The sequence below is a fragment of the uncultured Oceanisphaera sp. genome (assembly GCF_947495715.1).
Classification (GTDB): domain Bacteria; phylum Pseudomonadota; class Gammaproteobacteria; order Enterobacterales; family Aeromonadaceae; genus Oceanimonas; species Oceanimonas sediminis.
The window spans coordinates 1-23,687 of record NZ_CANLZU010000024.1; the positions used below are offsets into that span (position 1 = coordinate 1).

The 23,687-nt window shown below is 55.1% G+C and carries 19 protein-coding genes, 2 tRNA genes and 1 pseudogene; 11 read left to right on the forward strand and 11 right to left on the reverse strand.

Annotation, left to right across the window (positions count from 1 at the left end):
• Window positions 1–111: 111 nt before the first annotated feature.
• A tRNA-Met gene (locus tag Q0753_RS14380) sits at window positions 112–188 on the reverse strand.
• A gap of 53 nt (window positions 189–241) precedes the next feature.
• Window positions 242–318: transfer RNA gene (locus tag Q0753_RS14385), tRNA-Met, on the reverse strand.
• Between the two features lie 179 nt (window positions 319–497).
• On the opposite strand from Q0753_RS14385, the gene rlmKL reads away from it, so the two are divergent.
• From rlmKL to rmf, 4 genes are all read left to right on the forward strand, one after another.
• Window positions 498–2,597: a bifunctional 23S rRNA (guanine(2069)-N(7))-methyltransferase RlmK/23S rRNA (guanine(2445)-N(2))-methyltransferase RlmL gene (gene rlmKL / locus Q0753_RS14390; protein ID WP_298722559.1), complete on the forward strand. Its 2,100-nt coding sequence runs from the start codon at window positions 498–500 to the stop codon at window positions 2,595–2,597.
• Window positions 2,597–2,830 carry a glutaredoxin family protein gene (locus tag Q0753_RS14395; RefSeq protein ID WP_298722562.1) on the forward strand — a complete coding sequence of 78 codons (234 nt, stop codon included), beginning with the start codon at window positions 2,597–2,599 and terminating at the stop codon, window positions 2,828–2,830. Before rlmKL ends, Q0753_RS14395 begins: the two co-directional genes overlap by 1 nt.
• The gene (locus Q0753_RS14400) at window positions 2,827–4,752 is read left to right on the forward strand and encodes an ABC transporter ATP-binding protein (protein ID WP_298722565.1); all 1,926 of its coding nucleotides are present in this window, start codon (window positions 2,827–2,829) and stop codon (window positions 4,750–4,752) included. The genes Q0753_RS14395 and Q0753_RS14400 overlap by 4 nt, the downstream gene beginning before the upstream one ends.
• Window positions 4,753–5,286: 534 nt before the next feature.
• Window positions 5,287–5,463: a ribosome modulation factor gene (rmf, locus tag Q0753_RS14405; protein ID WP_071474110.1), complete on the forward strand. Its 177-nt coding sequence runs from the start codon at window positions 5,287–5,289 to the stop codon at window positions 5,461–5,463.
• A gap of 66 nt (window positions 5,464–5,529) precedes the next feature.
• On the opposite strand, the gene fabA is transcribed toward rmf, so the two are convergent.
• The 3 genes from fabA to Q0753_RS14420 all read right to left on the reverse strand — a co-directional run bounded on the left by fabA (window position 5,530) and on the right by Q0753_RS14420 (window position 9,053).
• The gene (gene fabA / locus Q0753_RS14410) at window positions 5,530–6,060 is read right to left on the reverse strand and encodes a 3-hydroxyacyl-[acyl-carrier-protein] dehydratase FabA (protein ID WP_298722577.1); all 531 of its coding nucleotides are present in this window, start codon (window positions 6,058–6,060) and stop codon (window positions 5,530–5,532) included.
• A 104-nt stretch (window positions 6,061–6,164) separates the two neighbouring features.
• Entirely contained in the window at window positions 6,165–8,120 is a 1,956-nt protein-coding gene (locus tag Q0753_RS14415; RefSeq protein WP_298722579.1) for a Lon protease family protein, read from the reverse strand.
• A gap of 201 nt (window positions 8,121–8,321) precedes the next feature.
• The gene (locus Q0753_RS14420) at window positions 8,322–9,053 is read right to left on the reverse strand and encodes a hypothetical protein (RefSeq protein ID WP_298722581.1); all 732 of its coding nucleotides are present in this window, start codon (window positions 9,051–9,053) and stop codon (window positions 8,322–8,324) included.
• Between the two features lie 396 nt (window positions 9,054–9,449).
• Here Q0753_RS14420 and Q0753_RS14425 point away from each other — a divergent pair, with 396 nt between their 5' ends.
• The 3 genes from Q0753_RS14425 to Q0753_RS14435 all read left to right on the forward strand — a co-directional run bounded on the left by Q0753_RS14425 (window position 9,450) and on the right by Q0753_RS14435 (window position 13,850).
• Window positions 9,450–10,970 carry a PAS domain-containing methyl-accepting chemotaxis protein gene (locus tag Q0753_RS14425; protein ID WP_298722583.1) on the forward strand — a complete coding sequence of 507 codons (1,521 nt, stop codon included), beginning with the start codon at window positions 9,450–9,452 and terminating at the stop codon, window positions 10,968–10,970.
• A gap of 173 nt (window positions 10,971–11,143) precedes the next feature.
• A complete protein-coding gene (locus Q0753_RS14430; protein WP_298722584.1) occupies window positions 11,144–11,734 on the forward strand; it encodes a biliverdin-producing heme oxygenase in 591 nt (196 codons plus the stop codon).
• A 34-nt stretch (window positions 11,735–11,768) separates the two neighbouring features.
• Window positions 11,769–13,850, forward strand: coding sequence for a sensor domain-containing diguanylate cyclase (locus Q0753_RS14435; protein WP_298722586.1), 2,082 nt, complete (start codon window positions 11,769–11,771; stop codon window positions 13,848–13,850).
• Between the two features lie 173 nt (window positions 13,851–14,023).
• Here Q0753_RS14435 and Q0753_RS14440 read toward each other — a convergent pair whose 3' ends face one another.
• From Q0753_RS14440 to Q0753_RS14455, 4 genes are all read right to left on the reverse strand, one after another.
• Complete coding sequence (locus Q0753_RS14440; protein ID WP_298722588.1) at window positions 14,024–14,971, reverse strand: class I SAM-dependent methyltransferase; 948 nt, start codon at window positions 14,969–14,971, stop codon at window positions 14,024–14,026.
• Window positions 14,972–15,159: 188 nt separating this feature from the next.
• On the reverse strand, window positions 15,160–15,963 hold the full coding sequence (locus tag Q0753_RS14445; RefSeq protein ID WP_298722590.1) for a PhnD/SsuA/transferrin family substrate-binding protein: 804 nt from the start codon (window positions 15,961–15,963) through the stop codon (window positions 15,160–15,162).
• A 27-nt stretch (window positions 15,964–15,990) separates the two neighbouring features.
• Window positions 15,991–17,226, reverse strand: a complete 1,236-nt coding sequence (locus tag Q0753_RS14450; protein WP_298722591.1) for a DEAD/DEAH box helicase — start codon at window positions 17,224–17,226, stop codon at window positions 15,991–15,993.
• Between the two features lie 262 nt (window positions 17,227–17,488).
• Window positions 17,489–17,776 carry an MTH1187 family thiamine-binding protein gene (locus tag Q0753_RS14455; protein WP_298722593.1) on the reverse strand — a complete coding sequence of 96 codons (288 nt, stop codon included), beginning with the start codon at window positions 17,774–17,776 and terminating at the stop codon, window positions 17,489–17,491.
• 208 nt (window positions 17,777–17,984) lie between these two features.
• Here Q0753_RS14455 and Q0753_RS14460 point away from each other — a divergent pair, with 208 nt between their 5' ends.
• Together Q0753_RS14460 and Q0753_RS14465 are read left to right on the forward strand one after the other, a co-directional pair.
• Window positions 17,985–19,601, forward strand: a complete 1,617-nt coding sequence (locus Q0753_RS14460) for a diguanylate cyclase (RefSeq protein ID WP_298722595.1) — start codon at window positions 17,985–17,987, stop codon at window positions 19,599–19,601.
• Between the two features lie 167 nt (window positions 19,602–19,768).
• A complete protein-coding gene (locus tag Q0753_RS14465) occupies window positions 19,769–19,972 on the forward strand; it encodes a cold-shock protein (protein ID WP_298722597.1) in 204 nt (67 codons plus the stop codon).
• 452 nt (window positions 19,973–20,424) lie between these two features.
• On the opposite strand, the gene Q0753_RS14470 is transcribed toward Q0753_RS14465, so the two are convergent.
• On the reverse strand, window positions 20,425–20,898 hold the full coding sequence (locus tag Q0753_RS14470) for a hypothetical protein (protein ID WP_298722600.1): 474 nt from the start codon (window positions 20,896–20,898) through the stop codon (window positions 20,425–20,427).
• A 274-nt stretch (window positions 20,899–21,172) separates the two neighbouring features.
• Between Q0753_RS14470 and Q0753_RS14475 the strand changes: the two genes are divergently transcribed.
• Window positions 21,173–22,384: an MFS transporter gene (locus Q0753_RS14475; RefSeq protein WP_298722603.1), complete on the forward strand. Its 1,212-nt coding sequence runs from the start codon at window positions 21,173–21,175 to the stop codon at window positions 22,382–22,384.
• A gap of 212 nt (window positions 22,385–22,596) precedes the next feature.
• On the opposite strand, the pseudogene Q0753_RS14480 reads toward Q0753_RS14475, so the two are convergent.
• Window positions 22,597–22,770: pseudogene (locus Q0753_RS14480) on the reverse strand (transposase); the annotation flags it as partial.
• A gap of 432 nt (window positions 22,771–23,202) precedes the next feature.
• Here Q0753_RS14480 and Q0753_RS14485 point away from each other — a divergent pair.
• Window positions 23,203–23,634: a hypothetical protein gene (locus Q0753_RS14485; protein ID WP_298722606.1), complete on the forward strand. Its 432-nt coding sequence runs from the start codon at window positions 23,203–23,205 to the stop codon at window positions 23,632–23,634.
• Window positions 23,635–23,687: the final 53 nt, after the last annotated feature.

The following is a 23,687-nucleotide window of genomic DNA, read 5'->3' on the forward strand; positions in this document are numbered from 1 at the left end:
TTGAACCGACGACCTTCGGGTTATGAGCCCGACGAGCTACCAGACTGCTCCATCCCGCGTCCATGACTTACGCTTTTACTACTCTGGTATTACTGTACTGCTTGCTCAAGTTGGTTGCGGGAGCCGGATTTGAACCGACGACCTTCGGGTTATGAGCCCGACGAGCTACCAGACTGCTCCATCCCGCGTCCATGACTTACGCTTTTTACTACTTCTGGTCTTGCTGTACTGCTTGCTGAGTTGGTTGCGGGAGCCGGATTTGAACCGACGACCTTCGGGTTATGAGCCCAACGAGCTACCAGACTGCTCCATCCCGCGTCCTCAGGCTGCGTATACTAGTGATCCACATCACCGAATGCAAGGGCGTTGCCAGAACTTTGTTTTGTCTGCTGAATAATGCCGCAAGCTGCCGATATTGCGTGCAATAAGCGGCAATTCTTACAGACCGGCGGCGGTTCAGGTATAATGCGGCCCTCTTTTATTTGAAAAGCCTGACTATGCTGCCGTTTTTTGCTACCTGCCCCAAGGGCCTGGAATCCTTACTCACCGAAGAACTGAAAAACCTGGGCGCCACCTCGCTTCAGGAAACCGTGGCCGGTGTGGCCTTCAAGGGTGAACTGGCCACCGCTTACCGTGCCTGCATGTGGTCCCGACTGGCGTCGCGTATCATGCTGCAACTGGCCGACTTCACCATGCGTGATGATATGGACCTTTATCTGGGCGCGGCCAATATCGAGTGGGAGCAGCATATTCAACCAGGGCAGACCTTTGCCGTGGACTTTTCTGGCGGTAATGATGCCATCACCAATACCCAGTACGGGGCGCTCAAGATCAAGGACGCCATCGTCGACCGGCTGACCAAGCGCTGGGGCGAGCGACCGAACGTGGACAAGCGCACGCCGGACATTCGTATTCTGGCGCACCTCAAGCGTAATCAACTCAGCATTACCCTGGACTTGTCCGGCCCGGCGCTGCACCAACGGGGCTACCGCCAACAGGCGGGTGAAGCCCCCCTGAAGGAAAACCTGGCCGCGGCCATTCTGCTGCGCAGTGGCTGGAATATTACCAAGCCGTTGGTCGACCCCATGTGTGGTTCCGGTACCTTATTAATAGAAGCGGCCTTGATGGCGGCCGATCAGGCGCCGGGCCTGTTGCGGGTGCGTTTCGGCTTCATGGCCTGGAGCGGTCACGATCGCGCCCTGTGGCAGGAGATCAGCGCCGAGGCCACGGTACGTGCGACCCGGGGTATGAAACAGGCCAACACCCGGCTTTATGGTTTCGACCAGGACAAGCGGGTACTGGCCTTCGCCCAGGAAAATGCCGAGTCTGCCGGCGTCGCCGGGCTTATCCGTTTTGCCCAGGGCAGCGTCACCAGCCTGATCAACCCCGCCGCCGAGCCCGGCTGGTTGATCTCCAACCCGCCTTACGGTGAACGCCTGAGCGAGTTTCCGTCTTTGCTGGGGCTGCATCAGCAGCTGGGCGACACCCTGCGCGATCAGTTCAAGGGCTGGCACGTCAGCCTGATTTCCAGCTCGCCCGAGCTGCTCAGCTGCCTGCGTCTGCGCCACGAAAAAATCTACAAGCTGTTCAACGGCGCCCTGGCCTGTGAACTGCGTAACTATCAAATTGCCGAAGATGCCCGGGCGGCACGCCCGCTGGCGGAAGACTTTGCCAACCGCCTGGCCAAGAACATCAAGGCGTTGGAGAAATGGGCCCGTAACGAGCAGATTGACTGCTACCGACTCTATGATGCCGACTTGCCGGAATACAACGCCGCCATCGACCGTTATCAGGACTATATCGTCATTCAGGAATACGCGGCACCGAAAACCATTCCCGAGTACAAGGCCCGTGGTCGTTTCTACGATCTGGTGCAGGCGACCATGGCGGTTACCGGCGTACAGGGCAGCAAGGTGATACTGAAAGTCCGTTCGCGCCAGCAGGGCAGGGAACAGTATGAAAAGCTGGATCGTCGCGATCAGTGGCTGGAAGTGCAGGAGCACAACGCCCGCCTGTTGGTCAACCTGTACGATTATCTCGACACCGGCCTGTTTCTGGATCACAGACCCATCCGCAAACAATTGGGCGAACTGGCCAGGGGCAAGGATTTTCTCAATCTGTTTGCCTACACCGGCACCGCCTCCGTGCATGCCGGCCTGGGCGGCGCCAAATCCACCACCACCGTCGACATGTCCAGAACCTATCTGGGCTGGGCCGAGCGCAACATGCAGCTCAACGGTCTGACCGGTCGTCGCCACCAGTTTGTGCAGGCCGACTGCCTGAACTGGTTGAGCAAGCCGGGTGACGATTACGACCTGATCTTCGTCGATCCGCCGACTTTCTCCAATTCCAAGCGAATGGAAGATGCCTTCGACGTGCAGCGTGACCATATCGAGTTGTTGCGGTTGCTGAGTAATCGACTGCGCCCGGATGGCCTGCTGATTTTTTCCAACAACAAGCGTCATTTCAAAATGGACATGGCCGGGCTGGAAGAATTGGGCCTGGTGGCCAAAGACATTACCAAGGCCAGCCTGCCGAAAGATTTCGCCCGTAATCCGCACATTCATAACTGCTGGGAAATTCGCCGGAGCCGATGATGAGCCTGACGCTGTTTTCTACCGATGGTTGCCACCTGTGCGAACAGGCCTGGGCACTGCTTGAGCAGTGCGGCCTGGCTGGTGACACAGAGCAACAAGATATTATCAACAATGAGCAATGGCTGGCCGCTTACGCGGTACGGATTCCGGTTTTGCGCCGCCAAGATGGCGCCGAGCTGGACTGGCCCTTTAGCGCCGCCGATATTATTGCCTTTAACCGAGTGACTTCATGAGTTTGTTAACCCTGCAAAACGCCCAGTTGGCGTTTGGTGATGCCCCGTTACTGGACGGGCTGGAATTCAATATACTGGCCGGAGAACGGGTCTGTATCGTGGGCCGTAATGGTGCCGGCAAGTCGACCCTGATGAAGGTGATTGCCGGCGAACTGCAGCTTGACGACGGCCGTCGTCAGCTGCAGCAGAACATCAATATCGCCCGACTCGAGCAGGATCCCCCCAAGGTCGCCGACGATCAAACCGTGTTCGACTATGTGGCCGGTGGTCTTGCCGAGATGGGGGCCTTGCTGGCCAAGTATCATCATCAGCTGGATCTGGTGTGTCACGACACCTCGGAAAAAGCCATGAACGAGCTGATGCGGCTGCAAGAGCAGGTAGAGCATGCCAATGGCTGGCAGTTTGACACCCGTATCAATCAGAGCCTGACCCTGCTCGGCCTGAACGGTGATACCCGGCTGAACGACCTGTCGGGCGGCTGGTTGCGCAAGGTGGCCCTGGCCCGTGCACTCACCAACGATCCGGACATTCTGCTGCTGGACGAACCGACCAACCACCTGGATATCGACGCCATTGCCTGGCTGGAAAGCTTTCTGGTGGACTTCAGGGGCGCCATCGTCTTCGTCAGCCACGATCGTGCCTTTATTCGCAAGATGGCCACCCGCATCGTGGATCTGGATCGCGGCCTGCTGTCCAGCTGGCCCGGCAACTATGACGACTACCTGGTCAGCAAGGAAGAAGCGCTGCGGGTAGAAGCCGAGCAGAATGCGCTGTTCGACAAGCGTCTGGCGCAGGAAGAAGCCTGGATCCGCCAGGGTGTCAAGGCGCGCCGCACCCGTAACGAAGGTCGGGTTCGTGCCCTCAAGGCATTACGTAATGAGCGCAGTCAGCGTCGTGAAAGCGTCGGCAAGGTCAGCGTGACCCTGGACGATGTGCGTCGTTCCGGCAAAATCGTGTTCGAGGCCGAGAACATCGACTTCGCCTACGAAGGTAAACCGTTGCTCAAGAACTTTTCAACTCTGGTGCAGCGCGGCGACAAAATTGCCCTGGTGGGCCCCAACGGTTGCGGCAAGAGTACCCTCATCAAGTTGCTGTTGGGTAAACTGGAAGCTCAGCATGGCACTCTGAAGTGTGGCACCAAGCTGGACGTGGCCTATTTCGATCAGTATCGGGAACAGCTGGATCCCGAGCGCACCGTGATGGACAACCTGGCCGAAGGCAAGCAGGAAGTGGAAGTCAATGGTCGCAGCCGCCACGTGCTCGGCTACCTGCAGGATTTTCTGTTCGAGCCCAAGCGCGCCCGTACCCCGGTGAAAGCGCTGTCGGGCGGCGAGAAAAACCGCCTGCTGCTGGCTCGCTTGTTCCTCAAGCCCAGCAACCTGCTGGTGCTCGATGAGCCAACCAACGATCTGGACGTCGAAACCCTGGAGCTGCTCGAAGAGTTGCTCGCCGATTACAAAGGCACCCTGCTGCTGGTCAGCCACGATCGGGACTTTATCGATAACACCGCCACCCATTGCTGGTTGTTTGAAGGCGAGGGCAAGGTCAGCGAGTTTGTCGGTGGCTATCAGGACATGCAGCATCAGTTGTCCTATCAGACCGAGGTGGCGGTAGCGAAAGAAAAAGCCGCCAAGCCGGCAGCCAAGCCCGACAACAAAGCTGACAACAAGGCCGAGAACAAACCCAGGCCGGGCAAGAAGCTGTCGTACAAACTGCAGCAAGAGCTGAATGGTTTGCCGTTGCAGCTGGAACAGCTGGAGCAGAAGATAACGTCATTGCAGCAAACGGTCAATGCGCCGGACTTTTTCAGCCAGCCCGAAGCGCAGACGCAGTCGACCCTGCAGCAACTGGCCGATACGGAAGCCGAGCTGGAAGTGGCCTTCGCCCGATGGGAAGAGCTGGAAGCCATGTCCGCCGGTTAAGCCGCCGACATCACGCTTCTTTACTTTCAAGATGCCCGCCGATGCGGGCATCTTGCTATTCCGCGCAATAACTATGGTTCCGTCGTCATTCCCAACTCATACCAATCTGGAAAACTAACTGATCTACTTGGCTGCTAGGTAAAGGTCGAACGAAGGGTTCACTCCCCCGACACGCTGAACCGCATCCCTGCGACGCTCAGCACATGACGTCCTGTCATGTGATGGTCGCTGGAGTAAAACCCTTCATCCTCCCCAATGCTGCGGAGTCGCCTGTGCTGCCTCTGATCTCGGTTTTGAAAATGATCAGATGTTTATTCAAATTGCTATGAGATTGCCGGAGTGAAGTAACTCACATTTCACAGCTTTGATTTTCTCGGCCTTCATTAAAATGTCATAAATATCAGTTGTTAATCTCGAAACCACACTTTTGGTTAAAAATTAGTCTTGATCTCGGGCCCTAATTCCCTTATTGATAAGGGGCGGCGGTGGTAACGCTGCCGTGCACTTTTTGTTGATTATACGAGGGTTATACCTATGAAGAGACAAAAACGTGACCGTCTGGAAAGAGCACGTACCCGCGGTTATCAGGCTGGCGTCAGTGGTCGAGCAAAAGAGCAATGCCCCTATAATGATTTCGATGCCAAGGGACACTGGCTGGGGGGTTGGCGAGATGCCATGGAAGACAAGGGCTCGGGCCTCTTCATAAAATAAAGATATTACCGTTTCAACAAAAAAGGCCCCGACATGTCGGGGCCTTAATATTTTCACTCTTCTCTATCAGAAGCTGGACGTATCGGTAAAGAGACCGACTTTCAGATCTTTTGCTTCATAGATCACGCGGCCGTCGACTTCAACGATACCATCGGCGATGCCCATGACCAGCTTGCGCCAGATCACCCGCTTGAGGGTGATTTTATAGGTGACTTTCTTGGCGGTCGGCAGGATCTGACCGGTGAACTTCACTTCACCCACACCCAGAGCACGGCCCTTGCCGGGGCCGCCTTTCCAGCCCAGGAAAAAACCGACCAGCTGCCACATGGCATCCAGGCCCAGACAACCGGGCATGACCGGGTCACCGGGGAAGTGGCAATCGAAGAACCACAGATCCGGATTGATATCCAGCTCGGCGATGATCTCGCCCTTGCCGTGTTCGCCGCCATCGTCGTTGATGCGCATGATGCGATCCATCATCAGCATGTTGGGGGCCGGCAACTGGCTGTTGCCCGGGCCGAATAATTCACCCTGGCTACAGGCCAGCAATTCTTCTCTGGTAAAGGAATGTTTACCCAGTTCTTTTTGTGAAGACATTTCACTATTCCGTTTTGTTCAGGCCAAGGCCTGGATTGCAAATTGGCGCCACTTTAGCGAACAGTTGTTCGCCAGACAAGTCCGATCACTTCAGTCTGATTACTTCAGCGTCGGAACAGGCGCCGTAAAAAGCCGGTTTCCACAGTATGGCCGTTAAGTTCATCGAGGCGGTCACGAATGCGGCCGAACAGCGTATCCGGTTGCTCGACATCGCCGGCCACGCTGCCGGTGAGCAGCTCGATGGCCTGCTCGACATGGGCGACGGGATAAATATGAAACTGGCCGGCTTCGATGGCGGCACTGACCTCATCCGACAGGTTGAGCTGCAGCCGGTTGCTGGCCGGCAGCAAGACCCCCTGCTTGCCGGTGAGTCCCTGAATTTTGCACAGCCGGAAAAAGCCTTCTATTTTCTCGTTTACTCCGCCCACCGGTTGCACATGACCAAACTGATCCACGGCGCCGGTTACTGCAAAGTGCTGATAAATAGGCTCTTTGGCCAGGGCCGAGAGCAGGGCACACAGGCCGGTGAGCGAGGCGCTGTCGCCGTCTATCTCGTGATAGGACTGTTCGAACACCAGGTTGGCGGACAGGGGGGAAGGATGCTCGGCCCCGAACAGGTTGGCCAGATAGCCATGGATGATCATCATCGCCTTGGCATGAATATGACCGGCCAGATCGGCCTTGCGCTCTATATCCACCACGTCGCCATCGCCCAGGTGCACGGTGGCGGTGAGTCGTACCGGTTCGCCGAAGTCGTACGGGTGGCCGGTGATCTGTATGACCGACAGGCCATTGATTTGGCCAACGATCTTGCCGCTGGTCTGCAGCAGGTACTGGCCGTCACGCACGCCCAGATCCGATTGTTCCACCAGAAAGCTCAGGCGGTGATCCTGCTCTTGCTGAGCCAGCACCACATGGGCTTCGGTAATCAGTTCGCTCTGCTCGCGCCGGGCGATGACGTCCGACAATTGCATCATGGCCACCAGCTGGGATTCGACCAGAGATAACCGGTGCTGGTGTTCGGTCAGCCGGCATCCATAGCCGCACAGACGCAGTATGGCGCCGGTGTCCATGTCCAGCAGCTGGTGTTTCTGGCGCAGGTGAGACAGAAAGCCGAGGTAAGAGGGGAGATCATCGCGTACATCCCATTCGGGAATAATGTCGGCCCGCAAAAACGCCAGGGTATCCAGCTCCCGGTCGAGCAGGTAGAGCTCGGCCACCGACAGTCGATCGCCGACCAGGATCAGATGAATATCCAGCGGCGGTGGCTCGGGCTGAAAGTAGAACGAAGTCATTTCTGCCGCCCGACTCCATTCTACCTGACGGGCGGCGAGGGCATGCTTGAGCCGAAACCAGAGGTTGGGCTGATCGAGCAACTCTTCAATCGGTACTATCAGGTAACCGCCGTTGGCCTGATGGATCAGGCCCGGCTCCAGCAGATGATGGTGACTGAACACAGATCCCTGCTCGGTTTGAAAGTGGATGGCACCAAACAGCTGCTCGGGGGTGAACTGACGGGCATAAACAATGGGGATGGTATTGTCGTGCCGGTGCACCATCAGGTTGATCAATACGGGGTGGCTAAAGCCCTGACCGGCGGCCACATGCTGCGACAGCAATGACAGATAGTCGGCAACTTTTTCGTCGTTGCCCTGCTTTTTCAGGATCCGCTGCACCACGTGCTCGGCTTCCAGGTGGCGGGACGACAGTTCCAGCAACTGGCCGACCAGTTCACAGAACTCGAGGCCGGTGCCGGCTTTCAACCGTAACCAGATGGGTTTTTGAGGATGATTCAGGTTTTCGGCGTAGCAGAGGTCAAACAGGTCTGCATGCTTGGCATGCTTTCTGACCAGATCCTGCACCAGCTCTTCATAATCGGTACCCGGAAATCCGTTGAGTAACAGCACCGGATTGACCGCGTTCAGTTCCGACAGGGTGGCGAAGGCGGAATCTACCCGGGCCTGCAGCGCGCTGAACGGCCGCGAGGGCACATCGTTCAGGGTGGAGAGTTCGGGTAGTGTAAAGACGGGGTTCAGTTCGACGTGACTCAGTGGCTGCACTCAAAAACTCATCAACATTGGTAAATTGCCGTCAGTATACTGCAGCCACGCCCGGGGTCGACAGCGCTATGGTCAATATGCGCTAAAAAGCGCGTTTTCATGGCCGTTTGCCGGCGTAATTGCCGGTAATTTAATCATTGATGGGATGATACGCCACGGCGCTCCGGACTGCGGTAAAGGATACGGCGCCGCCTGTTTTGCTCAGCGGGCCCGTCGGCGGCGGTATGGTGCCAGCTCCACCACGTTATTGCACACCGGCTGATCCGGATACGGGCAGGGAAAGTCACCCACCCGGGTGTCGGGGTAGCTGGTGGCCGCCAGGCCCGAGCCAAAACGAAACAGGGCATCGTCCAGCAAGCGTATCATGGGCCGAAACGCCTTGGTGCGTTGGCCCCCTACGGTTTTGTACAGCTGGTTGATGTGCATGCCCAGGCCATAACAGTGATTGTCGTCCAGGTATTCCATGCCCTCGTGTGCCAGGGTCTGTTGCACCCATTGCCCCGCATCGGCGATATGGCCGTTGATACTGAGGTCGGTGTTGTTGACCCAGCGGGTGTGACAGGCCTGACCTGCAAAACAATCTGCCATCAGTGGCAGCTCGTCGTCGTTGATGGCCCCGCTGTTCAGCGCCAGGTGCAAGGCTTCGTTGCCCCAGCGTTCCAGCAGCACCTTTTCCAGCTCGACCTGGGTTGGCGGCCGGGTAAAAGGCAGCAGAATGGCATAGCGGCTATAGGCTTCTACCGCGATAACCGTATGGTAGCGAGCCCCGCGCTTGTTGCCGTGCTCCAGCACATGACATTGCCAGGCGACCTGTGCAAAGCCGGTGCTCAGCGGTTGGGTACCGATGCGTTTGCCATCGGGGCTGGGCTGCCGAGGCAAGGTCAGTTGCATCCATTTGGTCAGGGCATTACTGGCCGAGATAATGATATCCATGGTGTCTCTTGTTGCCGTTTGTTGCCCGGATCATAACCGAGGCTGCTGATTTTTTGTGGTAAAACTGTGATAATGCTCAAGTATATCGACTTTACTGTCGATATAACCTCGTTAGTCAGGCTGTTTTTATTGCATTTTAACGCCGATATAACAAGCCGTATGGAACAAACTTCTGGACAGATGGATCGCCAAGTGTACCTCCGTGATTTTATCCTGCCTGTAGTATCTTTATTGTAGGTTTATGGCCCTGTATGAGCGCTGTCATGCCGCAAGCTGATGTTTTCATTCAGCCATCAGTCGTGCGTGTTTTTCGTACTTCATGCTGACCATTTACCTCTGCTTTTTGAGTAAGGTAGTGATATGAGAGAAAATCTCCCCGTGACCAACCGAGAGAGAATGTTTAACAACGGTGAAAAACTGATTACCGTGACCGACAAAAACGGCAATATCACCGAATGTAACGACGCCTTTGTTGAGATGAGCGGCTTTGCCAGGGATGAGTTACTGGGCCAGCCCCACAACATAGTGCGGCACCCTGACATGCCGGTACAGGCCTTTGAGATGATGTGGACGCATCTGTTGGCCGGTAAACCCTGGATGGGGTTGGTCAAGAACCGGTGCAAGAATGGGGACTATTACTGGGTGGATGCCTATGTAACCCCGATGACCCACAATGGCCACATTATCGGCTACGAGTCGGTGCGCTCCCGCCCCCGGAAAGAGGACGTTGCCCGCGCCGAGCGTCTTTATGCCAACATACGAAATAATAAACCAACCACCCCTCGACTGAATATCGCATCAGAAAACCTGTTTCTGCTGCTGGCGCTGACAAGCTGGGCCGGACTGCTGCTATATGGTCATACCATGCTGGCGCATGGGTGGCTGTTGGCCGGTGTGCTCGGTTATGCCGGTTGGGTAACACTGGCCAGAAAGTCTACGGTCGCGTCATTGAATGCGCTGTTGAAAAATGCCTTTTCACATGATCTGGCGGTACAAAGTTATACCGATGACAACATGGAAACCGGCCGGTTGAAAGTTGCCATTCTCAGTCAGACATCACACCTGGGTACCGTGATCACCCGCATTGAAAATGCCGCAACCAATGTCGCCCGCGAGACCGACACCGGTCTTGAACTGACGCAGGTGACCAGCTCGGAAATAGAACGCCAGCAGGCGGAGACCCTGCAGGTAGCCACGGCGATGAATGAAATGACCTCGACCATTGCCGAGGTGTCTCGCCATGTCAATGAAACCGCCGCGTCGGCCGAGATGGCCAATGAGCTGGTCAACAAGGGCACCGGCCTGGCCGAGGTCACCAAGAAGTCGATAGAAACATTGCGTGATACGGTAGCGGAAATCAGTCATTCGGTATCTGCGGTGTCGGAGCAGACCGCCAACATTGCCAGCGCAGCCCAGATGATTGAACAGATTGCCGATCAAACCAACCTGCTGGCGCTGAATGCGGCCATTGAAGCGGCCAGAGCCGGTGAGCAGGGGCGTGGCTTTGCGGTGGTGGCGGAAGAGGTGCGAAATCTGGCCAAACGTACCCAGGAGTCCACCCGGGAAATCTACGCCATTATCAAGGAGCTGACGACGCGGGCCGACAATGCGGTGAATGTGGCCAATCATGGGGCCACCAATGCCGAACTGGGACTGGAGCGGGTCATCGAAAGCGGTGTCATGCTGAACGGTATTTCGGATGCGGTCGGTAATATTGCCGATATGTCGACCCAGATGGCGGCGGCGGTAGAAGAGCAGGCCCATGTGTCGGAAGACATCAATCGCCAGGTGGTCAATATCTCCGGCCTGGCCGACTCCAGTGCCGACAGTGCCGTTAATGCCTCGCAATCCATTACCTACCTGAAGTCAATCTCGGGTGAGCTACAGGAGCTGGTCACCCGATTCAAACCGGCATAAGGGGCGGCACAGCCTCTCCTGTTGATGAGCGACAGACAGGCTTCGGCGGGTTCACCGTTCGAAGCCTGTTTCTTTTTGGCGTGCCTGTATGTAAAAACCTGTTCTTTTCCTCGATAATCTCCGCTCATATCATTCGCCTTGATGATGCGTGTTAATGATTTCCAAGAGGTATCATGAAAGTGACCAGTGCACTGGGTACCTGTCTCAGACAGGCCACCCGCGATGCTCATCATCGTCTGGACAGCCATTCGGTGTTACGTCCGCTTGTCAGCTCCGGGCTGACAAGCGAAGATTACCTACAGGCATTGCTGGCGCTCTATTCCGCTCAGTGCCGGCTGGAAGAAGCCATCGCCCGCGGCTTGCACCATCTGCAGTTGGACTATCCGCTGCAGCCCCGAGTCCCGGCGCTGACAGACGATCTGACCGCCATGAATCAGCCGTTGCCAATTATCGATAAAACGCCAATGCTAACGGTTTGTCGGCCCGGGCAGCTCATCGGGTTACTGTATGTACTGGAAGGAGCCCGGCTCGGCAGCCGGGTTATCGCCCGCAACGTTCATCGCAGCCTGGGCGACCGGGTGCCGAGTGGTTATTTTTCCATTGCAGAGGAAGCGGAGAGCTGGAGTGCCTTCTGGCCGTTTGCCGAACGGCATTGTCCCGATGCCGAGCAGCCGGCTGCAATGACGGCGGCCGATGCCGCGTTTCAATTGTTCCTGTCAGGTCTCGATGAATATCAGGCAGCAGCGAGTCCCGGTTGTGCCTGATGCCGAAGATATCCCTTTAACTGGAAATGATACCGTGCCTCCCAAGACAACTCCTGAACTGACTGCGCTACAGGCGCAGTGCAACCGTGAAGCGGTACATGCCCCCGGCGCCATTCAGCCTGCCGGTTGCCTGCTGAGTCTTGATCATGAACTCGCGGTTATTGTGCAGATTAGCGCCAATATCGAACAGGTGTTGGGGATCAGTGTATCGCAAGCCTTGCAGGCAACACCCTCGCAGCTACTCGGCGCCAGGTTGATCAATCGGCTGCGGCAGGAGCTGCAGCAAAGGGAGCGACTGCCCGGCACCCTGACTATCCACCGACAGATTAATGGCTGTCGTTGTCGTTTCCGGCTCATCGCCTATCGTCATCGCCAGCGGGTACTGATAGAGCTGGAGCGGGTAGGTGGTATGACAGAGCAGCGTTTGCTGCCGGCGGTGAATGAATGGCTGACTCGAATCGCCGGTGCCGAGACTGAGGATACACTGCTGCAGTTGCTGGTAGAGGCCGTTCGCTCACTGACTGGTCATGACAGAGTCATGGTGTACCGGTTTGATGCCGACTGGCACGGTACCGTGGTTGCCGAAAGCCGCAGTGAACAGGCGTCCGGCTACCTTGGCCATTCGTTTCCGGCCAGCGATATACCGCCACAGGTGCGCGGCCTTTATCTGATCAACCCGGTGCGCAGCATTCCCGATGCCACCGTGGCGGCGGTGCCGCTGGTGCCGGCGGTGGATCCCGAGTACCCGGAGCCGCTGGACTTGTCTCCGGGTGTGCTGCGGGCGGTGTCGCCCAGGCATCTGGATTATATGTGCAACATGGGCGTACAGGCGGCATTGTCTGTGGCTATTCAGGGTGACAGCGGCCTCTGGGGGCTGCTTGCCTGTCATGGCCTGGCGCCGACGTCTTTGTCGCCACTGGTGCGTGACGCGGTTTACACCCTGGTGCAGATGACGACCCAGCGGCTGTTTCTGCTCAAGTCCCGGGATGAAACGGCGTACCTGCGACGGGTTCAGGAATGTCGCGAGCTCTTGGGTGAGGCTCAGACAGGGTTTCAGGAACCCGGGGAGCTGTTGCAGCACCGGAGCAAGGAATGGCTGGACGTGTTCAATGCCGGCGGGGTGGCGCTGATCCATAACGGGCGGATATGCAGCTCGGGTCAGGTGCCGTCAAAAGACGAATTGTCGAGAGTGGGAGCCTGGCTGAATGCGCATCATCAGGGAAGCGGGGTATGGTGCAGTCAGCATCTGGCCTCGACGCCGCTGAGTGACGTATGCGGACGGCCGGAATATGCCGGCTTGTTGGCGGTACCGCTCCCCGTGGATGCGAAACAGCGAGACTGGTTGTTGTTGTTCCGCGCCGAACGACTGAAAAGCTATCGCTGGGCCGGGCGGCTGGAGGCCATGTCGCAGATGGAAGATGGTCAGCGGATTCTGTCACCGCAGCGCTCCTTTGAAACCTGGGTAGAGGAGGTGCACGAGCAGAGCGATCCCTGGTTACCGCGGGAGCAACGGGCGGCACTGGATATCGGCGAAGATGTCACCGTGGCGATTCTGGTCAAGGCTATCAGTGATCTCAATAACCGACTGACTCAGGTCAACCGGCGCCTGGAAGGGATCGCCACCACGGATGCACTCACCCGGGTCTGGAATCGTTATCGTATCGAACAGGCGATTGAGACCGATATCGGTCTGGCGGTACGTCTGGGGCAGCCATTGGCGTTGCTGATGCTGGATGTGGACTTTTTCAAGCGCATCAATGATCGACACGGGCACGAGACGGGCGATGCGGTACTGGCTACCCTGGCAGAGGTCATCACCAGGACGCTGAGAGACAATGACTGTCTGGGGCGCTGGGGAGGGGAGGAGTTTGTGATTCTGGCATCGGGTTGTGGCCTGGATGACGGAAAAGCGCTGGCCGAACGCATCAGACAAGCGGTCGGTGCAACCGACTTCGGCGCCGCGGGTCGGGTGACCATCAGCCTGGGGGTCAGTCAATGGCGCCCCGGAGACGACCGCAAGAGCCTGGTGGAGCGGGCCGATACGGCCATGTATGCCGCCAAGCAGACCGGGCGAAACCGGGTCATGACCGAAGATGATCAGGGGAGCATCCCGTAGCTGCCGTTTTAGCTGGCAGGCTCTGCGAAGCAGGGCAATACAAACCACGCCGGGTGATGAGTCTGGCGTTCTATTTGTTTATACCCCGTCGTCTGCCGACTTGCGCCGAATGAATTGGCGCCTACGGGATCTTCAATTCAAGGTCTGACCCTTCAACATCAGCGTCCAATGTTTTATAGACCAAACACCAGCGCCTTGAGTCCGGCCTCCGGGTCTATGTCGGCAAACTCGGGCGGGTTGTCCAGTCGCTCGACAAAGTGCAAGGCTGGCGCCTGCTCGGCCATGTTATCGATCAGAAACCGGCTGGGCACATTCGGGTCGTTGACACAGGCCAGCACCTGACCGTTTTCACTCAGCAGCTCGGGCAGGCGGCGCAGTATCTTGTGATAGTCCTGGGTCAGGGCAAAGCTGCCCTTCTGGAATGACGGCGGATCTATGATGATCAGATCATAGGGTCCCAGTTTGCGCACCTTGCCCCAGGACTTGAACAGCTCATGACCGAGAAAGGCCACCTTGCCCAGATCGTGCCGGTTGAGCCGGTGATTGTCCCGGCCTCGGCTGAGTGCCGCCCGGGCCATGTCCAGATTGACCACCTGCTCGGCGCCGCCTTCGATGGCCGCCACCGAAAAGCCGCAGGTATAGGCAAACAGATTCAGTATCCGCAAGCCCCGCGCCTGTTGCCGCACCCAGCGGCGACCGAGCCGCATATCGAGAAACAGCCCGTGATTCTGATTACGGCCCAGCTCCAGCTGATAGTGCAGGCCCTGCTCGCGCACTCGGGGGCGTGGCTCCAGCGTTCCCCATAATACTTCTACCGGCGCCCCTTCCCGGCTGCGGTGTTGCAGCACCAATGCGCGGGCACCGCTCTGTTGCCAGGCGTCCTGTTCGGTCAGACTGTGCAGCAGGGTGTTAAGCTCGGTCAGAAACTCGCTTGTTGGCTCCTTGAACAAGGACACCAGCAACTGCCCATCCAGCCAGTCGGCGGTGAGCTGCTCCAGCCCCGGCCAGCAGCGGCCCCGGCCATGAAACAGCCGCCGAATCTCATCGGGGTGTTCATCTTGGGCCTGTTCGAAGGCGGCACACAGTTGGCGATAAAAAACGGGCAGGGCGTAGGTATCCATGGGGTTCTCGGCTGGTGAAACAGGGGCGCTATTCTAGCGGCCGCTTCCTGATTAGACCACCGCCGCCGTACTGGCGGCGCCGGTAGAGGTAAATCTACTGATACCCATCGCATTTGTCCTCCTTGATGCCCCGGCGTCTCCTGTTCGCATTGCCTGCGGATAACTCGGTGTTCCAGAAATTATTCTGCCTATGTCAGGGCACAGCAGGGGCTGGCGCCAACGGGCAGATGAGTGTGCCAGGCCGAGGAGATGGGCTGATAGGTCTGGCGGCTGGCGCCGATCACCGCCTCGATATTGATGGCGTTGCCTGCCTGTCGGATGGCACTGCTCAACGCCGCCTGCATCAGCCCGGGGGTAATGGGGCTGCGCCGATGCATCACGAAAGGTGGAGTGGGCGCCTCTGTGCTGTTGCCGATGATGCTGATGCCGCGGCTGTCCAGCAAGGGCCAGCTGTGGGCATCGATCGCCGCCACATCGGCGCTACCGTTACGCAGATATTCCAGGCTGCTTGCATGGCTGCCGCTGATCATGACCTGATCGCAGTCTATTCCGTTGGTCGTTGTCCATTCAAACAGGGCGGCACAGCCGGAGCGGGAGCTGGCGGAATTGATGACGAAGCGGCTCGGGCGGTGAAGGTCATGCCGCCTGAACGGTTTATGGCTGGCGCTGACGATATAGCTGAAATACTGCCCCGGAGTGCAGTCGAGATCGCCGAATACCGGGCGGGCGATGGGCACCAGCTCCCGTGCCTGAGGGGTAAACAGGTCCGGCCCGCAACACTGGCTGAGTAGCAAACCCGGGTGGCTCCACTGTTCGATGAGCGGAGTGTGACGATTCAGTCTGTCTGGTAACGGCAAGCGATCGGTATTCACACGCTGCAGATCCTTGTTCAACTCGTGGCTCAACTTATGGCTCAATACGGACCAGAACGCATCCAGCCGTGGCCGCAACACGGGCAAATCATACCAGGGTAAACTCGCGATCAGTCGCACGTGATGGTTTCCTTGTATATCGAAGATTCAACGTGACGATTTGAACTGCCTGATGCTGCGCTTGCCGGCGCTGCGGCGATTGGCCTGTTTGTCTCGGGGCGGACGCTTGCGCTCGCCACTGGCGGCCTGATCCGTGACCGGGAAGCCGTCCAGCGCCTGCAGCGGCAACTCGGATCCGGTCAGCGTACGTATCGCCGCCAGCGCTTCAGCCTCGGCGTGGCATGCCAGCGAAATGGCCAGGCCACTGCGACCGGCGCGGGCGGTACGGCCTACTCGATGTATATAGACGGGGGCGCTGGTGGGCAGATCCAGGTTGAAGACCACCGGCAGCGCGGTGACATCGATACCCCGGGCCAGCAGATCGGTCGCCACCAGCACCCGCAAGCGGCCGTCTTTAAACGCGGCCAGGGTTTGTTCCCGCACTTGCTGATCCTTGTCGCCGTGCAGCGCCGCGGCCTGAATACCGGCCTTGTTCAGCTTCTTGGCCAGGGCATCGGCGCTGTCGCGTGCATTGATGAACACCAGTACCTGCGACCAGGCATGTTGTTTGAGCAGGGCAATCAGCGCCTGCGCCTTGCTGCCCTTGTTGACCAGATAACAACGCTCTTCCATCTCAGTGACCAGGCTATTGCCGGCATGGGCTTCGAGTCGAGCGGGGTTAGTAAGCAAATGGGTCGCGATATCATCCAGCTCGGCGGGCAGGGTTGCCGAAAACAGCAGAGTCTGCCGCTGCGCGGGCAGCCTGGCCAATATTTTCTGAATATCCGGCCAGAAGCCCATTTCCAGCAGGCGGTCGGCTTCGTCCAGCACCAGCTGTGTAATGGTATCCGGGCTAAGCAGTTGTTGTTCCAGTAAGTCCAGCAAGCGACCGGGTGTTGCTACCAGCAGTTGCGGGCCAGTCGCCAGCGCGGCCAGTTGCTGCTCTTGTTCCACTCCACCACAAAGCGTCACTATGCCGATATTCATGGCCTGAGCAAGCGGCTGTAACACCATACTGATTTGCGTTGCCAGCTCGCGTGTGGGCACCAGTACCAATGCCTGGGGTTGAGTCTGCTCTTGCTGTTGCTTTGTTTGCTGTAATATCTGTAATAAAGGCAAACCAAAGGCGAGGGTTTTGCCACTGCCGGTCTGGGCCAGCGCGAGCACATCCTGTCCGGTCAGGATCACCGGAATGGCCAATTGTTGAATGCGGGTTGGCTGCTGATAATGGCTCGGCAAGGCGGCCTGCAGATCAGGATGAAGCTTTAGCTCGGAAAAAGTCATGGCAATACCAACAGAGAGAGTGGAGCGAAAGTCTAAACAGCGAACGCGGACAAGTAAACGGCCTTGATTAAGGGCATGTAAGTAGCACAAAAATCTGCATCGCCGAGTATACCCCCGGGATAATTGCAGACCATGCAGAATAAAATGCTGACACATGACTGATTTGACGGGCAAGGAGGCCAACCCGGCATTAACCTCCCTGCGTGAGCTCAGATAAAAGGTGGAGCAAAAGCGCTGCTTGCGCTTCATCTTGCTGTTCGAATCACGCCAGCTTGTTCTGCACGCTGGTCACCTTGTCTGCCATGGTCTGTGCTCTGTCTATTCGGGTCCCGAGCTTCATGTGGCTGGTAATACGCACCGCGCCGGCGGCATGAAGCTCCTCGTGACAGCGTTTTACCGCCGCCATTACCTCTTCCCATTCACCTTCTACATTGGTGCCGTAGCCATGCATGCTGTGGGTGAGGCCTGCCTGTTCAAAAATTTTCTGGCACATGGCCACATAAGGTGACACCGAGGTGCCCACGCCGCCGGGCGATACCATGATATCCATCAGTACATACATCCCTATTGTCCTCGTTGGTTGCTGATGACGCTTATCTTCAACCCGGGCACTGCGATGGCACAAGGACCAGTCTGCCGTTTTATAATGGCCACATATGATGAGCCAAGGCACCGGCGCAACGAGTAACGAAAACATAATAATTATGCCAACATGAAAATTTGATCGTAAAGCATATAATGGCAACATGCGATGTGATATGAATTGGATGAGTCAAAATGCAATATTTTTAATGCCTGGTAACAACAATAAAAGCGTAATTAGGATAGAATCCCTGTCCAACAATGTTGTGCTCTTTGGTTACACGCACAAAAAAATAAAAAACAACACAATCAAGCGCGATGACCACGCCTTGGGAGCGGTGCTAGTGACAAAATACGGATTCGGCCGGAAGCGTCCGGTTATGTCAGGACTACTGGGTCTTATATCTCATGGACAGCAACTTGTACTGTTACTGTTGTTATTGAGCGGTACGACGGCAGCACAGCCGACGGAACGACCGGTATTTGTTTATGCACTCAATCAGCAGTCACTTCCATTCGAAGCAAACAGCATTACCAATCGGGCCATCGGCTTTAATATTGACCTCATGCGTGACATTGCCGACACCATGAACTTTGCAGTGGAATTCAGGGCCATGCCGCTGGCGCAGGTACTGCAACAGCTACAGACGGGTGAGGTCGATATGGCCACCATTATTTCGTCACCGGAACGTGACGCCCTGTTTGATTTTGCCAAACCACATCATCTCTCGCCGGTGGTGATGATCGTCAGAGACGATAACGCCGAGATCTATCGCCTCGAAGATTTGCAGAACAAGGAGGTCGTTGCCATAAAAGGGGGCTTTGCCCATCGCCATCTACTGGCCGGTCAGCGCAACCTGGTCACGGTGGCAGATATAAAAACCGGCTTAACGCAGCTTTCGGCGGGCCATCACGATGCCATGCTGACCTTGCAAAGCATCGCACTGTATCAAATTCAGCAGCATAAACTGACCAACATGGTGATTACCGGCTCGGTTGGCTCTGCCCATGCCTACAGCTTTGCAGTGACCAAAGGTAACCGGGCATTGCTGGCGCAGATTAACGAGGGTATGAGCATACTGCGGCGTAATGGAACCTTTCAGCAATTGCATGAAAAATGGCTGGGAGGAGGGCGAACCGTCGAGCAGGAAAAACAGGCATTGATCGTTTTTTTCATCATTACCCTGCTTATTATCCTGATATTGGGGCTGGTGCTTTGGAAATGGAAAACCGAAGAAACCCGGGAGCAACTCGAACGGGCCCACCACGATGCACTGACCGGCTTGCCGGCGCGTGCCCTGCTGATGGACAGGCTGGAGCATGCGCTGAGCCATACAAGACGTACTGGAGCTTCGATGGCGGTGCTGTTTATTGATCTGGACGGTTTTAAATCAGTCAATGACACTCTGGGGCATGCCGCCGGCGATCTCTTGCTGCAAATGGTGGCCAAACGGCTGTTGTATTGTATGCGTGAAGAAGACACGGTAGCCCGGTTCGGCGGGGACGAGTTCGTGATTGTGCTGGAGAATATTGATCATGTCGGTGATATCGACATGATTGCCGATCGCATACTGGAGACGTTGCAACAACCGTTTACCGTCGTTGGCCAGCAGGTGTGCATCAGTGGCAGCCTGGGTGTCAGTCTGTATCCCCAGAATGGCACCAATGCCGATAGCCTGTTACGACACGCCGATGAAGCCATGTATCAGGCCAAGAAGCCGCTTTTGACAGAAGCCGATCGCAACGGGCGTGGCGAGGAGGGCGGCATCATAAATCAGCACGATAGTATTTGACGTCACCCCCTGGCCCGCGTAGAGTGCGCTCCAGCATAGAGTTTCAAGTTAGCGCGGCCTTTGTATATTGTTTGTTCCTTACGGCACTACAGTCACCAAACTTCCTTTCTTTGATATTTGTTGCATTTTTCGAGCATAAGCTCTCACTAAAATAAAGGTAAGATAAAATGGCTAACGGTACCGTTAAGTGGTTCAACGAAGCAAAAGGTTTTGGTTTTATTACTCCTGCTGATGGCGGCAAGGATTTGTTCGCGCATTTCTCCGAAATCGTCGGCAGCGGCTTTAAGACTCTGGCAGAAGGCCAGGCAGTATCCTACACCGCTACCGAAGGTGCCAAGGGTCCTCAGGCTTCACAGATTCAGGCTCTGTAATTACCCTTCGGTAATTCAAGACCTAAAAAACCCGCTTCGGCGGGTTTTTTTGTGTTTAAAGCCATGCCGGATCAGGCAGTCTTGCCTCTTTTCGAGCACCGAGTTGTTTGCAGGTCGTTCCACTGGCAACTTATCAGCATAGAAGAAGCTGTAGCTGGCGCCAGATAATGTGAGCCATCCATTAACATTATATTATGCCAACATACATGGTTGTATCAATAAAACCTCTCACATCAGAAACATCGCAAGGGTCGAACGTCTACACCATAATAGGCGGGCGGCCGGTTACCCATAATGCCTGATCCAGCATGGCGTCCAGCCTGCGGACAAACACATCCCTGGCCTTGTGCCGGTACCAGTCATTCAGCAAAGTCTGTACCTTATCGGGATTTTGCTCGCGTACCTTAAGCGGTAAGGATATGAAACAGATAGAAAAAGGCTTCAATAGTTACTTAACTGAGGTCAGTAGTATCAGCTCCCAAAATGTTATTAATTTCTTCGATATGCATTTTTAGCTTGCTCAAGCAAGTACTGGTATCTTGATCAGCCATCTCATTGCCTTCTAACAGGACATAGCGGCCTTGATCCAAACCTGCAATATGTGAGAAATAAAAGGCATCCTTCCAGAACTTACAAGGTACCGGCTCGGTGTTCAGGTGCTCCTGGCACAGCTGTTGATCCTTAACATAGGCCAGAACCGCCAGCGCCTTGTGTTTGTAAACTTTAACTGAAACACCTTCAGGCCAGTGCTTTAACCTGATGTCGAGATCGCACTTAATGTCGGCGTTTTCTTTCTTTACGTAAACTTTTTTTACTTCAAATGAGCCTCGCCATTGCGAGAATATATCGCCAGAAAAAATTTGGTGCTCGATATCATTAAATTTTTCTTCAATTTTCTGAGTGATGACATTGATATTATCTGACATGAGGGTTGTGACCTTGATTCTGTTGGGTTAACTGTTTTTAACGACAGTTTAATGCCGGTATGCTACTGGGAGTACCGAGTCGTGTAAAGTTGTTGCGTTTTTTTTGTTATGAGTATTTTTTATTTTTTGATAAGTTTATTTTTCACATAACGCTATTTGCCAGCATAGCTGCTGGATTGGCCGTATTATTTGCCTTTACTCGGAATTACTGTGATATGGCGCCGGTTGATTTTGCTGTATGATGCCCGGTTTTTCATGAGGGTGGTAACAGACAGTGCAGCGCTCTATTTTTACTGAACATAATTATCTGACCTATTTGTGTGGCAGTATCTTTTCCACTCAGGGTCTTTGGATTCAACGCATGACACTGGGCTGGATGATGTGGGATCTGACTCATTCAGAAAGCTGGTTGGGAATGCTGGCCTTTTTAATGTTTTTCCCGACTATTTTGGTCGGGCCATTGTTTGGAGCAATGGTGGATCGTATTAACCGTCGTCAGGCGGCCGTCGTCACCAGTATTTTACTTGGGCTATTATCGCTGTTATTGGCCTGGTTGGTGTGGCAACAGTTAGTGAATGCGCTGATGCTGTTGTTGTTTGCTCTTGGGATCGGCGTCGCCAATAGTGCCTATCAGTCGATACGGCTGTCTTTAGTACCAGAATTGGTCAGTGCCGAAAACATGCCTAAGGCCGTGGCCATTAATGCAATTTTATACAATACTTCACGTTTTATTGGGCCGGTTATTGCAGGGCTGCTAATTAAATATCAGGGCAATGCCACCGCGCTGGCGGTAGTTGCTACCTGTTATGTACCACTAACTATTGTATTATTATTATTGAAACTCGATAACTGCCAGCGAGTATCAAAGGCACAGAAATTGACCTTTTTCATGGATATAAAGGCCGGATTTTATTATGCCCTGAGTTCAGCTCTGATCCTTCGCTTATTAATGCTGATTGCGGCTTCGGCGATGTTAGGTCGGGGCTTGCTGGAAATTTTGCCCGCAGCGGTTGAGGTACTCTACGATAGGGGAGTGGAAGCCTTAGCCTGGCTTAATTCAGCAGCGGGGATAGGTGCGATTATTGCGGGTTTACTGCTGTCATTCTTTAGTGCCGATCGCTTATTTCCGGCGATGCGTCTGGGGGCTATTTCTTCAGGTTTATTGTTGGTGCTGTTCAGTTATACCAATAGTTTTGAACTAGGGTTGCTCATTGTGGGGGGCTTAAGTTTTTGTGCCACAGTTTGTGCTGTAGGCACTCAATCACTTATTCAGGTTTCAGTGGCAAGTGGATTTAGAGGCCGGGTTATGAGCCTGTGGGGAGCGATTAATGTTGGCGGTGGTGCATTGGGTGGTTTGTTATTCGGTGTGCTGACCGAATTTATGGGTTATTCATTTACGCTGATCACTGTCGGACTATGCTGTGTTATTATTTCCCACATTGTCACTCGTCGTATTGCCTTGCCCGAAGAGCTAAAATCGGCATAACAGTAAGCAAATGCTTACTATTATGCCAAATATCAAGAATCTTAAAATAGGTTGGCGTTGGAACGCGAAGGTAAAAGTTTCTATCCGACGTTTACCTTCCCGATCCCGTCGCCCTGACTAGGGTGCGTTCTCAATTATGCCAGCCAGATAACTGCTGATACGAGACTCAACATCGATTGGTAGTTTTTCACCCGCCGTTCGACCATGAGTTATTCAAAATCAGCATCTTCTGATAACGATTCCATTATTTTGAGCCAGGCTCCTTTGTGCGACCAACGGCTATAACGAACGTAAACACGGTGCCAATTGCCATAAAACTCGGGTAAGTCCCGCCAAGGAGAGCCGGTTCGAACAATCCAGAGTACTGCCTCGACGAACTTGCGATTCATGGGATAAGTCTCGTCAAACATGGATTGTGAATGGCATTCGATACCCCAAAGGACTTGTTTGCTAACTGCTGCCAGTGAGCTCAAGGGCAGGGGATTGATGTAAATCCAAGGCTTGGCCTTTGCTGAGTTGGTATCCATCAAATGGCGATAATGATCTTGTGTCTGGAGTCATACTGCGTCCAGCATCATGAATGGAGCTTTCAGAACAGTCTTCCATAATGAAGCAAGCTTGCTACCAGGCGGCCACAGCTTGGAACTAGTGTTCGCATAGCCACTGATCAGTCTGACAATACGGAAACTACTGCGTTATGGTAAATAGAGGGTGCCGGTATAACACGCCAGGGCCCGAAGGGCCTGGTCTAGCGGTTGAGTGCTAATAAAAAGAGAAACCCACATCAGCCAGCTACATGAGCATGGCCTTAGGCGGTTATGAGCATCTGGCGCCATAACCGCCGAGATGATTTCCAAAGCTTAATCATCGGAGCCGCAATGAATGTATGGCTGAATACCGACTGTCCGGCACTGATGATGTTGTCAGCCGAAACAGAGCGACCAGAGCAACAGGCATGGATCTGGTGGCCACGTGCATTATCCGATCAAAACGTTGAGCAAGAACCGAGGATGCTGTCGGCATTAGCCCGTGATGATGTGGACTGGCAGTCGAGCAACCGGATCTTGCTGGAGAATGAAGACTTCCGGGATTTCATCTCTGAAACGACACAAGCTATTGCGCCGACGGGCCGCCGGAACAACTGGCGGCCCGTTTTTTATATCTGGTACCGGCAATCTTGCGCAGCAGATCAGGGGCAGGTGACTGGATGGTGGATCTCATGGCTTTGTAAAAATCTCACTTTTAACTGAAACCCACACAACACAGACCTGAAGTTCAGAGATTCATAAACCTTATTTAACAT

What these genes read in the sequence shown, in the direction of transcription:
- rlmKL (WP_298722559.1), top strand. Translation starts at nt 498, where the DNA reads ATGCTGCCGTTTTTTGCTACCTGCCCCAAGGGCCTGGAATCCTTACTC.
- Q0753_RS14395 (WP_298722562.1), top strand. Translation starts at nt 2,597, where the DNA reads ATGAGCCTGACGCTGTTTTCTACCGATGGTTGCCACCTGTGCGAACAG.
- Q0753_RS14400 (WP_298722565.1), top strand. Translation starts at nt 2,827, where the DNA reads ATGAGTTTGTTAACCCTGCAAAACGCCCAGTTGGCGTTTGGTGATGCC.
- rmf (WP_071474110.1), top strand. Translation starts at nt 5,287, where the DNA reads ATGAAGAGACAAAAACGTGACCGTCTGGAAAGAGCACGTACCCGCGGT.
- fabA (WP_298722577.1), bottom strand. Translation starts at nt 6,060, where the DNA reads ATGTCTTCACAAAAAGAACTGGGTAAACATTCCTTTACCAGAGAAGAA.
- Q0753_RS14420 (WP_298722581.1), bottom strand. Translation starts at nt 9,053, where the DNA reads ATGGATATCATTATCTCGGCCAGTAATGCCCTGACCAAATGGATGCAA.
- Q0753_RS14425 (WP_298722583.1), top strand. Translation starts at nt 9,450, where the DNA reads ATGTTTAACAACGGTGAAAAACTGATTACCGTGACCGACAAAAACGGC.
- Q0753_RS14430 (WP_298722584.1), top strand. Translation starts at nt 11,144, where the DNA reads ATGAAAGTGACCAGTGCACTGGGTACCTGTCTCAGACAGGCCACCCGC.
- Q0753_RS14440 (WP_298722588.1), bottom strand. Translation starts at nt 14,971, where the DNA reads ATGGATACCTACGCCCTGCCCGTTTTTTATCGCCAACTGTGTGCCGCC.
- Q0753_RS14450 (WP_298722591.1), bottom strand. Translation starts at nt 17,226, where the DNA reads ATGACTTTTTCCGAGCTAAAGCTTCATCCTGATCTGCAGGCCGCCTTG.
- Q0753_RS14455 (WP_298722593.1), bottom strand. Translation starts at nt 17,776, where the DNA reads ATGGATATCATGGTATCGCCCGGCGGCGTGGGCACCTCGGTGTCACCT.
- Q0753_RS14460 (WP_298722595.1), top strand. Translation starts at nt 17,985, where the DNA reads ATGAATTGGATGAGTCAAAATGCAATATTTTTAATGCCTGGTAACAAC.
- Q0753_RS14465 (WP_298722597.1), top strand. Translation starts at nt 19,769, where the DNA reads ATGGCTAACGGTACCGTTAAGTGGTTCAACGAAGCAAAAGGTTTTGGT.
- Q0753_RS14470 (WP_298722600.1), bottom strand. Translation starts at nt 20,898, where the DNA reads ATGTCAGATAATATCAATGTCATCACTCAGAAAATTGAAGAAAAATTT.
- Q0753_RS14485 (WP_298722606.1), top strand. Translation starts at nt 23,203, where the DNA reads ATGAGCATCTGGCGCCATAACCGCCGAGATGATTTCCAAAGCTTAATC.